The sequence below is a fragment of the Microbacterium sp. HA-8 genome (genome assembly GCF_046111165.1).
Classification (GTDB): Bacteria; Actinomycetota; Actinomycetes; order Actinomycetales; family Microbacteriaceae; genus Microbacterium.
The window spans coordinates 690,201-701,831 of sequence record NZ_CP162025.1 but is presented as its reverse complement, the minus strand read 5'-3'; the positions used below and the strand labels follow the sequence as shown (position 1 = coordinate 701,831).

General features: G+C 68.4%; 12 protein-coding genes. 6 read left to right on the top strand and 6 right to left on the bottom strand.

Annotation, left to right across the window (positions count from 1 at the left end):
• Window position 1: 1 nt before the first annotated feature.
• The 6 genes from AB2L57_RS03295 to AB2L57_RS03270 are packed head-to-tail and all read right to left on the bottom strand — an operon-like array spanning window position 2 to window position 4,513.
• Complete coding sequence (locus tag AB2L57_RS03295) at window positions 2-718, bottom strand: urease accessory protein UreD (protein ID WP_292810848.1); 717 nt, start codon at window positions 716-718, stop codon at window positions 2-4.
• Complete coding sequence (ureG, locus tag AB2L57_RS03290; RefSeq protein WP_409048055.1) at window positions 715-1,524, bottom strand: urease accessory protein UreG; 810 nt, start codon at window positions 1,522-1,524, stop codon at window positions 715-717. The genes AB2L57_RS03295 and ureG overlap by 4 nt, the downstream gene beginning before the upstream one ends.
• On the bottom strand, window positions 1,490-2,155 hold the full coding sequence (locus AB2L57_RS03285; RefSeq protein ID WP_292810844.1) for an urease accessory protein UreF: 666 nt from the start codon (window positions 2,153-2,155) through the stop codon (window positions 1,490-1,492). Before AB2L57_RS03285 ends, ureG begins: the two co-directional genes overlap by 35 nt.
• Before the next feature lie 11 nt (window positions 2,156-2,166).
• Window positions 2,167-3,864, bottom strand: a complete 1,698-nt coding sequence (locus AB2L57_RS03280) for an urease subunit alpha (protein ID WP_292810842.1) — start codon at window positions 3,862-3,864, stop codon at window positions 2,167-2,169.
• Entirely contained in the window at window positions 3,851-4,201 is a 351-nt protein-coding gene (ureB, locus tag AB2L57_RS03275; protein WP_292810840.1) for an urease subunit beta, read from the bottom strand. The genes AB2L57_RS03280 and ureB overlap by 14 nt, the downstream gene beginning before the upstream one ends.
• Before the next feature lie 9 nt (window positions 4,202-4,210).
• On the bottom strand, window positions 4,211-4,513 hold the full coding sequence (locus AB2L57_RS03270) for an urease subunit gamma (protein WP_292810838.1): 303 nt from the start codon (window positions 4,511-4,513) through the stop codon (window positions 4,211-4,213).
• Between the two features lie 425 nt (window positions 4,514-4,938).
• Here AB2L57_RS03270 and urtA point away from each other — a divergent pair, with 425 nt between their 5' ends.
• From urtA to AB2L57_RS03240, 6 genes are all read left to right on the top strand, one after another.
• The gene (gene urtA, locus AB2L57_RS03265) at window positions 4,939-6,246 is read left to right on the top strand and encodes an urea ABC transporter substrate-binding protein (protein WP_292810836.1); all 1,308 of its coding nucleotides are present in this window, start codon (window positions 4,939-4,941) and stop codon (window positions 6,244-6,246) included.
• A gap of 89 nt (window positions 6,247-6,335) precedes the next feature.
• Window positions 6,336-7,220, top strand: a complete 885-nt coding sequence (urtB, locus tag AB2L57_RS03260) for an urea ABC transporter permease subunit UrtB (protein ID WP_292810833.1) — start codon at window positions 6,336-6,338, stop codon at window positions 7,218-7,220.
• A complete protein-coding gene (gene urtC, locus AB2L57_RS03255) occupies window positions 7,217-8,320 on the top strand; it encodes an urea ABC transporter permease subunit UrtC (protein WP_292810831.1) in 1,104 nt (367 codons plus the stop codon). The genes urtB and urtC overlap by 4 nt, the downstream gene beginning before the upstream one ends.
• Entirely contained in the window at window positions 8,317-9,138 is an 822-nt protein-coding gene (urtD, locus tag AB2L57_RS03250) for an urea ABC transporter ATP-binding protein UrtD (protein ID WP_292810829.1), read from the top strand. The genes urtC and urtD overlap by 4 nt, the downstream gene beginning before the upstream one ends.
• A 1-nt stretch (window position 9,139) precedes the next feature.
• Window positions 9,140-9,826 (top strand): ATP-binding cassette domain-containing protein, encoded by a 687-nt coding sequence (locus AB2L57_RS03245; RefSeq protein ID WP_292810827.1) that lies wholly within the window; start codon window positions 9,140-9,142, stop codon window positions 9,824-9,826.
• A gap of 52 nt (window positions 9,827-9,878) precedes the next feature.
• On the top strand, window positions 9,879-11,627 hold the full coding sequence (locus AB2L57_RS03240) for a purine-cytosine permease family protein (RefSeq protein WP_409048054.1): 1,749 nt from the start codon (window positions 9,879-9,881) through the stop codon (window positions 11,625-11,627).
• Window positions 11,628-11,631 lie beyond the last annotated feature (4 nt).

Genomic DNA, 11,631 nt, shown 5'->3' with positions numbered 1-11,631 from the left:
GCTAGTCGAGCGACAGCGGCGCTCTCTCGCGCAGGAGCGCGGACCATTCCTCCCAGACCCGGTCGAGGCGCGACGTGTGCGTCTCGACGCCCAGATGCCGGGCGATCGCACCGGGATGCTCGAGCTCGAGGTCTCCGATCGACACGGGAGGCCGAACCCCGAGAGCGATCACGGTATCGAGCACGCGATGGTCGCCGAGCACGCCGGGCTCGGGGACGGGACCATCGAGGTCGAGCCGTTCGACGAGCACGGGACCGTCGGGGTCTGCCGCGGCGAACGACGATGAGATCCGGCCGCCCGGCTCCCCGTGCCTGCCGAGGACGAGGGTCTCGCGGATGAGGGCCGTTGCGCCGCGCGCCAGCTGGACCCTCGACCGGCGCTCGACGTCCGCTCCATCGGTGACGACGAACGGCAGTCCGCGCCAGAGCAGCATGCCCCCCGTCTCGATGCGAGCATTCATGGTCCACGCGGAGGGCCGGCCGTCGGCGCGATAGGCGATCGTGCCCCCGACGTCCTCGAGCTCGAGGACGCAGCCTTCGCCCACGTCGACCTCGAGGTGCACATGGTCGCCGCCGAGGAGGATCATCCCGGCCGCCGCGAGCGCGATGTGCGCTCGCGCGTCATCGCGCGAGATCAGTCGCGGGGCGAGCGCGCCGACGGCGAGGTCGACCCCGGCCCTCGAGGCGCCCCGGCGGACGGCGATGCGAGTGGGAGTCACTCGTGCGCGTGCGCCCCTGCGTTCGTGCGCGCGTGGTCATGGGAATGCGCGTGCGGGTCGTCATGCGCATGCACGAACCCGCCCTCCGGGTGCTCCTCGTCAGCGTGGAAGTGCGGCGCCATCGGCCCCGGATCCTGCGGGACATGACTGCCCGACCGGTGCGCGGCGAGCATGCCCAGCACCCATGCGCGCAGGGTCGAGATCGAGGACGGGTCGTGCTTGGAGAGCGCCAGCACGGCGCGTCCGTCGCGGGCGGTTTCGGCGTCCGAGACCATCAGCGCGACGTCGACGCCGACGTAGGGAGCCAGGTCGGTCTTGTTGACCACGAGCAGGTCGGCACGGCCGATTCCCGGCCCGCCCTTACGAGCGACGTCTCCGCCGCCGGCGACGTCCAGGACGAAGATCTGCGCGTCCACGAGCGCGGGCGAGAAGGTCGCGGTCAGGTTGTCTCCGCCCGACTCGATGAGCACCACGTCGAGGGGCGCGAAGTCTCGTTCGAGGTCTTCGGCCGCGATCAGATTGGTCGTGATGTCGTCGCGGATCGCGGTGTGCGGACACGCTCCCGTCTCGACCGCGCGGATGCGCTCGGGAGCGAGGACCCCCGCCGAGCGCAGGAACCTGGCGTCCTCATCCGTATAGATGTCGTTCGTGATCACCCCGAGCCGCAGCTCCTCACCCAGCGCCCGGCAGACGGTGGCGATGAGCGATGACTTGCCCGTGCCGACGGGCCCGGCGACGCCGAGACGGAGGGCGCGGACGGATGCGAGTGATTCAGGCACGGAAGAGCCTCCTGGTGATGGTCGCATGGGCTTCGGCCCACGCTTCGGATTGAGGGGCGCTCGAGGCGGGGATCGCGTCGGGCGAAGTGATCTGCGCGAGGATGGGCACGAGCGATTCGACCGCGGCGCACGCGTCGATGACGAGCCGCACGCCGTCGACCGGATCGCCCGGCTCGAGCTTGAGCAGCGCGGCGACGGCGCACGCCATGTCGTCGTAGATCGCGATCCGCACGAGGGCCTCGGCATCGATCCCGGCGTGGGCGGCGACGCCGCCGAGCACGACGGGGCGCGACCATCCCTCACGCGCGAGGCCGGCGATGGGCGGCGAGTCCGGCCACAGATTCGACGCCAGGCGCAGCAGTCCTCGTCCGAGCTCGCGTGAGGAATTGCGCGCGGCACGACTCGGTGTGCGGGCGGCCCACGCGCGTTCGATCGGCGCATAGCGATCGCTCCGGATGCCCGCGGCCCGCGCCGCGACAGCGGTCGCAGCATCCACGATCGTCGTCGTGCGGGCGCGCGCACGGAGGAACGCCGCGATCTGACCCGGGGGCATCCCGCCCTGCAGGGCCGGCTCCAGTCCCGACGAGAAGGCGTACCCGCCTGAGGGCAGGCGCGCATCGGCCAGCAGCATGGTGACGGTGTGGGCGGAGGGGGTCATCGGCGCACGTGTCAGAACATCGAGTACAGCTGAGCGAGCGGAAGGGAGGAGGCGGGGGCGGGCAGCACGGCGTTGCCGTCGATCGCGATCTCGAACGTGTCGGGCTGGATGACGATCGAGGGCAGCGCGTCGTTGTTCTTCATGTCGGCCTTGCCGATGTGCCGCGTCGGCTGCACGGCGGCGAGCCGACGACGCAGCCCCAGCGCCCCTGCGAGCCCGGAGTCGAGGGCGGCCGGCGAGACGTAGCTGACCGACAGATCGGCGCCGATCGTGTCGCCGAACGACGGCCGCATCATGACCGGCTGCGGCGTGGGGATCGAGGCGTTCGGATCGCCGAGCGCTGCCCAGGCGATCGCGCCGCCCTTGACGACCACCGAGGGGCGTACGCCGAAGAACTTGGGATCCCAGACGACGAGGTCGGCGAGTCGGCCGACCTCGACGGAGCCGACGTCGTACGCGATGCCGTGGGCGATCGCGGGGTTCACGGTGTACTTCGCCACGTACCGACGCGCGCGCTCGTTGTCGGCCGGCAACCCGCCCTCGAGAGGACCGCGTCGGTGCTTCATGACGTGCGCAACCTGCCACGTGCGGGTGATGACTTCGCCGATGCGTCCCATCGCCTGCGCATCGGACGACGTGATCGAGAGGGCCCCGATGTCGTGCAGGATGTCCTCGGCCGCGATCGTCGTCGCCCGGATGCGGGACTCGGCGAACGCGAGGTCCTCCGGCACGGCCGGGTTCAGGTGGTGGCAGACCATCAGCATGTCCAGGTGCTCGGCGACGGTGTTGACCGTGTGCGGCAGGGTCGGATTGGTCGAGCCGGGGATCACGTGGGGCAGGCCGGCGATCGAGAGGATGTCGGGCGCGTGGCCGCCGCCCGCGCCTTCCACGTGGAACGCGTGGATGGACCGCCCGGCCATCGCGGCGATCGTCGACTCGACGAAGCCTGCCTCGTTGAGCGAGTCGGAGTGCAGGGCGACCTGCAGACCCCAGTCCTCCGCCGCCCGCAGCGCCGCATCGATCGCCGCCGGGGTGGATCCCCAGTCCTCGTGCACCTTGTAGCCGGCGGCCCCGGCGAGCGCCTGCTCCTTCAGCGCGGCCGCCGACACGGTGTTGCCCTTGCCCAGCAGCAGCACGTTGACCGGCAGGGGATCGAGCGCGCGATGCATGTTCGTCAGGTGCCACGCGCCCGGGGTGACGGTCGTGGCCTTGGACCCTTCGGATGGGCCCGTGCCTCCGCCGACAATCGTGGTGATGCCGGTCGCGAGCGCCTCATGGACCTGCGACGGCGAGAGCAGATGCACGTGCGAGTCGATCGCTCCGGCAGTCACGATCCGCCCCTCCCCCGCGATCACGTCGGTGGAGGGGCCGATGATCATGTCGATGCCGTCGCTGATGTCGGGGTTGCCCGCGTGGCCGATGCCGACGATGCGACCGTCGCGGATGCCGATGTCGGCCCGCACGATCCCCCACCAGTCGAGGATGATCGCGTTCGTGATCACCGTGTCGAGCGCGCCGTCGGCGCGTGTGGTCGTCGCCTGTGCCATCGACTCCCGGATGGACTTGCCTCCGCCGAAGATCGCCTCCTCGCCTCCGACCGTGAGGTCCTGCTCGATCTGGATCCACAGGTCGGTGTCGCCGAGGCGCACTTCGTCGCCGACCGTCGGTCCGTAGATCGCGGCGTACCGCGATCGATCAAGCCAGACCATCGAGCATCCCCTCTTCTTCTGTCTTGATCTGGATGCCGGGCACACGCCGCCCTCCGCGCATCGCGACCGCGTCCAGCTCACGCGACGCGCCGGGTTCGAAGCGCTGGGACGTACCCGAGGGGATGTCGAGCCGGAAGCCGTGCGCGGCGACCCGGTCGAACTGCAATGCGGCGTTGGCATCGGGCAGGTGCAGATGCGACCCGATCTGGATGGGCCGGTCGCCGGTGTTCACGAACACGAGAGCGATGCGTTCGGCCCTTGAATGGTCGGCGTTGAGCTCGATCCGCCCGGGGCGGATGCGAAAAGCGCCGGGCCCTTCGTTCGAGACGGATTCCATGGCGCTCCCTCAGTCGATCGGATGGTGGATGGTGACGAGCTTGCGCCCGTCGGGGAAGGTCGCCTCGATCTGCACGTCGGCGATCATCTCGGGCACGCCCGCCATGACTTGGTCGCGGGTGAGCACCTGCCTGCCGGCCTCCATCAGCTCGGCGACACCGCGCCCCTCCCGCGCGCCCTCGATGACCCAGCACGACAGGAGCGCGATCGTCTCGGGGTGGTTCAGCGCGACCCCTCGAGAGAGCCTGTCGCGCGCAACCATCGCGGCGACCGAGAGAAGCAGCTTCTCGGTCTCGGCGGGCGTAAAGTGCATCGCTCTCCTCCGACGTCGGATCGATGTCAGAAGTGTGCCACACAGGTGCACCCTCAGCGGGGACCAAGCTCGGCGAAATAACTGCAAGGCCGCATCGACCCGCGTGATTTCAGGCCTGACGGCGAAACGCACCCGAGACGGTTTACATGATCGGAACAATCGAGAAATGTCAGAGTAATGACACGGCTCCATGCTGACAAAAGACCGCAGCAGTCGGCGGGCACTTCCGCAGTACCGACATCTCCTGCTCCACCCCACCTGACCCCGCGTCAGTCCGGCCGGCCCCACGGGCCGGTACCGCCGACGAACGGCGTACCCGGACGCCGCCGCCCACGCCGTCCTTCGGCGCGCCTCGGCAACCGTTCGTGGGCACCACCCACCCGAAACGCACCACACCTGCAGCACAGAGAAACGGAGTTCCCTTCATGAGCACCATTCGCACACGGCGGCTCAAGACCGCGTTGGCGGTCCCGGCGATGCTCGCCACCGCAGCCCTCGTCCTGGCAGGCTGCGGCGCCCGCGCCAGCGACTCCGCGGATCCCGAGGAGTCGGCCGTCGGAGCATCGGAGAGCTGTCTCGACACCTCCGGCGAGACCATCAAACTCGGCTTCCTCAACTCCCTCACCGGCGGCATGGCGATCTCGGAGCAGACCGTCTCGAACGTGCTGCACATGGCCGCCGACGAGATCAATGCCGACGGCGGCATCCTCGGCAAGCAGATCGAATACATCCAGGAGGACGGCGCAACCGATTGGCCGACCTTCGCCGAGAAGACCGAGAAGCTGCTCACGCAGGACTGCGTAGGCGCGATCTTCGGCGGCTGGACCTCGTCGTCCCGCAAGGCCGTGAAGCCCGTCGTCGAAGAGCACAACGGACTCTTCTTCTACCCCGTTCAGTACGAGGGCCTGGAGTCTTCGCCGAACATCTACTACACGGGTGCGACGACCAACCAGCAGATCATCCCGGCACTGGACTTCCTCGCCGCCGAGGGCGTCGAGACCCTGTTCCTCGCCGGATCCGACTACGTCTTCCCGCGCACGGCCAACGCCATCATCAAGCTGTACGCCGAGGAGCTCGGCATCGAGATCGTCGGCGAGGAGTACGTTCCGCTCGATCGTGACGACTGGACCACTCAGGTGGCGAAGATCGTCGAGGCCGACCCCGACTTCATCTTCAACACGATCAACGGCTCGTCGAACGTCGGCTTCATCAAGGCCTACTACGACGCCGGCCTCACCCCCGAGACCAACCCGATCATCTCGGTGTCGATCGCCGAGGAAGAGGCACCGGCCATGGGACACGAGGTCACGGGCAACTACGCGTCGTGGAACTACTTCCAGTCGATGGACACCCCGAACAACCCGGCATTCATCGAGCGCTGGCAGGCGTACCCCGGCAGCAGCGGGGTGACCAGCGACCCGATGGAGGCGGCGTACATCTCGCTCTATCTCTACAAGGCGCTGGTCGAGGCGGCCGGCTCATTCGACGTCGACGCCATCAACGCCGCGGCCCTCGAGAACGAGATCACCGTCGACGCGCCCGAGGGTGTGGTGACGCTGGACGGCGAGAACCACCACATCTCCAAGCCCGGCAACATCGGTCGCATCAATGCCGAGAACCAGTTCGACATCGTCTGGTCATCCGAGGGCTTCATCGATCCCGACCCGTACCTCGAGGGATACGACTGGTTCCCCGAGGACGTCCGCGAGGCGCTCGTCGCCGCCGCAGGCTGACCGCGCCAGCGGTGCGCGGGGGTCGGTGTCCCACCGGCTCCCGCGCACCGCTCCTTGACCATCGCCACTTCGACAGAGAGCGACCGCACGTGGATGCACTCATCCCGCCCCTGCTGAACGGCAGCGCACAGGGCGCCCTGCTGCTGCTCGCCGCGCTTGGGCTCACCCTGACATTCGGCCAGATGGGGGTGATCAATATGGCGCACGGCGAGTTCATCATGGCCGGCGCCTTCATCGCCTACCTCACCCAGCTGGTCGTCGTCTCCAGCAACCTCTCGATCCTCGCCGCGCTGCCGCTCGCCTTCATCGGCGCCGGCATGCTCGGTCTGCTGCTCGAAGTCGGCATCATCCAGTGGATGTATCGACGACCACTCGACACGCTGCTCGTCACCGTCGGCGTGAGCCTGATCCTGCAGCAGATCGCCCTGCAGATCTTCCCCGCACAGGGCGTACCCGTCGAGAGCCCCGCGTGGCTCGACGGCCAGCTCGATGTCTTCGGCTACGGCTGGCCGCTGCGCCAGGTGTTCACGATCGTGCTGGCGGCGCTCTGCCTCGCCGCGCTCGCCGCCTGGCTGAAGTACTCGGCCTTCGGGCGCCGGATCAGGGCGACGGTGCAGAACCGGGACCTCGCCGAGACCAGCGGCATCCGCACCCGCAACGTCGACCGCATCACGTTCTTCGTCGGCTCCGGTCTTGCCGGAGTCGCCGGAGTCGCCGCCTCGCTCATCGGCGGCACCAACTCCCAGATGGGCACTCAGTACATCATTCCGGCATTCCTCGTCGTCGTCGCCGGCGGGGTCGGCCAGATCAAGGGCACCGTGATCGCCGCGTGGGTCGTGGGCGTCGCCCTGGCGTTCTTCGCCGACTGGACGACCGGCAGCATGGCGCAGGTGCTCGCCTTCGTGCTCGTCGTGGTCTTCCTGCAGTTCCGCCCGCAGGGCCTGTTCACCGTTCGCACCAGGGGGCTGACATGACAAAGATCAAACCGTGGCTTCCGCTCATCGGCATCGGCGTGTTCGCCGTCCTGCTCCTGGTCATCGCCCCCGCTGTGCTCTCCATGCACTGGCTCAACAACCTCGGCAAATACGCGTGCTGGGCGATCGCGGCCGTCGGCATCGGGCTGGCCTGGGGACGGGGCGGGATGCTGGTGCTCGGTCAAGGTGTGTTCTTCGGGCTCGGCGCCTACGCGATGGCGATGCACATGACGCTCGAGACGGCCGGGCCCGACAGCCTGCCGATCTTCATGATCCTCTACGATCCGCAAGCGCCCCTGCCCGCCTTCTGGGAGCCGTTCCGCAGCCCCGTGTTCACGCTGGTGGCGATCATCGCATTGCCGGTCATCGTGGCATCGATTCTCGGCTACGCGCTCTTCAAGCGCCGCGTGAAGGGGGCGTACTTCGCGATCCTGACGCAGGCCCTCGCTGTCGCTCTTGCGGTGCTGATCAGCTCGACGATTCGCGAGACGGGCGGCGACACCGGACTGAGCGATTTCGAGTACTTCTTCGGATTCGTCCTCGACGACGACGCCAACAAGGTGATGGTGTTCATGATCGCCGCGTCCCTGCTCATCGTCTGCCTGCTCGCCGTCTGGCAGCTCAACCGCAGCCGATACGGCGAGCTGCTGATCGCCACGCGCGACGCCGAGGAGCGCGTGCGCTTCCTCGGCTACGATCCCGCCAACATCAAGCTTCTCGCCTTCGTCGTCGCGGCCGTGATGGCCAGCATCGCGGGAGCGATGTTCGTGCCGATCGTCGGGATCATCACGCCGGCCGAGATCGGCGCCGCGGCCTCCATCCTGATGATCGCGGGGGTCGCGCTGGGGGGCCGTGCGTCGCTGTTCGGGCCGGCACTCGGGGCCATGGCGATCGGCTGGGGCCAATCGAGTCTCGGCTCGACCTGGCCGAGCGGATGGATCTACGTCCTCGGCCTCATCTTCATCCTGGTCACGCTCTTCCTGCCGATGGGCCTGTCCTCGCTCGTGGGTCGGGCGAAGGACGCCCTGTGGCGCTCCCGGTCGAAGCCCCCGGCATCCACCGACACGGCGACCCCCGCTCTCGAGGAGGCGAAGAAATGACCCCCGCGACAGAATCGCTCGTCGTCACCGACCTGCGCGTGGAGTTCGACGGATTAGTCGCCGTCGGAGGGGTGTCCTTCGACGCCCATCCGGGTGAGGTGCGATTCCTCATCGGACCGAACGGCGCCGGCAAGACCACGTGCATCGACGCCATCACCGGCCTGTCCAAGGGCTCCGGATCGGTCACGCTCGCCGGGCAGGAACTTCTCGGAACCCCCGTCAACAAGATCGTGCGGCTCGGAGTCGGGCGCACGTTCCAGACCGCGAGCGTGTTCGAGCAGCTGACGGTGCTGCAGAACCTCGACATCGCGGCAGGGCTGCATCGATCGCCGTTCTCGCTGCTGCGCGCGCGGCGCGGCGTCGATCCGTCGATCGAACAGGCCCTGGAGGAGACCGGTCTGACGAAAGAGCGCGAGACGCCCGCGGGGATCCTCTCGCACGGTCAGAAGCAGTGGCTCGAGATCGGGATGATGCTCGTGCAGCAGCCCCGCGCGCTCCTGCTCGACGAGCCCGTCGCCGGCATGAGCCAGGACGAACGCACGGCCACGGGCGAACTGCTGCAGCGCATCGCCGAGAAACGCATCGTGCTGGTGGTCGAGCACGACATGGACTTCATGCGCCGTTACGCCTCGCGGGTGACGGTGCTGCATCAGGGCACCCTGCTCTCGGAGGGCACGGTGGCGCAGGTGCAGGCCGACCCGAAGGTGCAGGAGGTCTACCTCGGCACCGCCGGCGCAGCGACGACGACCGGGATGCTGGTCGTGCCCGATGCCGCGTCCGCCGGACCCGACGCCGCCGCGCGAGAAGAGGGAGCCTGACATGCTCGAACTGAACGACATCCGCGCGGGCTACGGCCGCACGCTCGTGCTGCACGGCGTCACGCTGCCGCGCTCCGACACGGTCGTGGCCGTGCTGGGCCACAACGGCGCCGGCAAGTCGACGCTGCTGCGTGTCGCGATCGGGCTCATCAAGCCCCGCAGCGGGCAGGTCATCTTCGACGGCGAGGACGTGACGGCGCTTTCTCCGAACAAGCGCGTCGCGCGTGGGATGGCGTACGTGCCGCAGGGTCAGCAGTCCTTCGCGCAGCTGACGACGATGGAGAACCTGCAGCTCGTCGCCGACGGCCGCCGGGGCGGCAAGGCCCTCATCGAGCAGCAGCTCGCCCGCTTTCCTGCTCTCGAGAAGTTCGCGACCCGCAAGGCGGGACTGCTCTCGGGCGGGCAGCGTCAGCAGCTCGCGATCGCCAGGGCACTCATCACCGAGCCCAAGCTGCTGATCCTCGACGAACCGACCGAGGGAATCCAACCCACGATCGTCGCCGAGATCGAGCACACGGTGATGCAGCTGGCGGGCGAAGGCCTGTCGGTGCTGCTCGTGGAGCAGCACATCGGGTTCGCGCTCGAGGCAGCGGACAAGTATCTGGTCCTGGCGAGCGGCTTCGCATCGAGCACCGGCGAGGGCGGCGCGGCCGCGGCGGAGGGCGTGCGCGCCGCGATGGCGATCTGAGTCGGTGCCCTCGTGCGCACCGCAATGCGGCTGAAACACGAGAATCGAGACAATGAGCCCCACGTGCGAGACGCAGGGGGTCGCGACGGTGACGAGGGCAGACAACGCGCGGGCGGCCGCCGAGGACAGCCTCGAGGACTATGCCTTCCGGTATGTGCCGCGCTCCTTCCGCCGCTGGAGCGCCGGGGCCGTCGGCGTCACGGCACTCGGGTCGATCGCCTTCCTGGCCGACTTCTCCATCGGCGCGAGCATCGGCATCGAGCACGGCACCCACAACGCCGTGCTCGGCATCCTGCTGGCATCGGTCGTGATCTTCATCGTCGGCACGCCGATCGCCTACTACGCCGCCCGCTACAACCTCGACCTCGATCTGATCGCCCGCGGATCGGGGTTCGGCTACTACGGCTCGTCGATCACGACCGTGATCTTCGCCGTGTTCACGTGCATCTTCTTCGCGCTCGAGGGCGCGATCATGGCACAGGGACTGCAGGTCGCCGCGGGAATCCCCCTGCCGATCGGCTACCTCATCTCGACGGTCGTCGTGATCCCGATCGTGATCTACGGCATGCGCGCGCTCGAGCGCCTGCAGTTCTGGACGACGCCGCTCTGGCTCGCCCTGGCGCTGCTTCCCCTGCTGTGGGTGATCGTGTCGGATCCCGACGCCGTGCAGGCGTTCGTCTCCTTCACCGGCAATTCGGATGGCAGCGTCGACTTCGGCGCCATCGTCGCAAGCGCGGCGGTGTGTTTCGCGCTGACGCCGCAGCTCGCCGAGCAGATCGACGTCATCCGCGCGATGCCGCCCCGCTCGCGCGCCAACACTCAATCCTGGTGGACGTCGTTGCTGTTCGCCGGCCCCGGCTGGGTGCTCTTCAGCGGTGTCAAGCAGGTGGTCGGCGTCTTCCTGGCGGTCTACCTCTTCACGCGGATCGACGCCGAGCTGGGCGCCAAGGCGACCGAGCCCGTGCGACAGTTCGTCGGGCTGTACTCCTCGGTGATGCCGGAGTGGCTGGCGATGGGGCTCGCGCTGATCCTCGTCGTGGTCGCCCAGGTGAAGATCAACGTCACGAACGCGTACTCGGGGTCCCTCGCCTGGTCCAACGTCTACACCAGGCTCACCAAGACGTACCCGGGCCGCTCGGTCTTCATGTACTTCAATCTCGCGATCGCCCTCGCGCTGATGTGGATGGATGTGTTCAGCCTCATCGCATTCGTACTCAGCCTGTACGCGAATGTCGTGATGGCGTGGTTGGTGACCATCGCCACGGACATCGTCGTCAACAAGAAGCTGCTCCGGGTCTCGCCGAGCTTCCCCGAGTTCCGCCGCGGGATGCTGCACGACTGGAATCCCGTCGGCCTCGTCTCCGTGGGGCTCGCTTCCCTCCTGTCACTGTCGGCATTCGGCGGTCTGTTCGGCGAGGGCGTCCGCCCGTTCTCGGTGCTCATCGCGATCGTCGTCGCGTTCGTGACGACCCCGGCGATGGCGCTGGCCACGCGGGGCCGGTACTACCTCCGGCGCCGCACCGACGGCATCCCCTCCCCTCTGCTCGACGCGGACGGCAATCCGTCGGGCGAGCGGTTGCGCTGCCACGTCACGGGCTATACGTTCGAGCGCCCGGATATGCTGGCATCGGCGGAGCGCGGACCACACGGCGAGACGCAGTACGTCTCCTCACTGGCTCTCACCCTGGACGGCACGGATCAGTACATGCTGCCCCCCGAGACCGCGGCGAGCGCTCTCCCGCCCCCGGTTCCCCAGCGGGCCGCGAACCCCGCGGCGAGGCGGATGAGTCGAGAAAAGTGAGGTC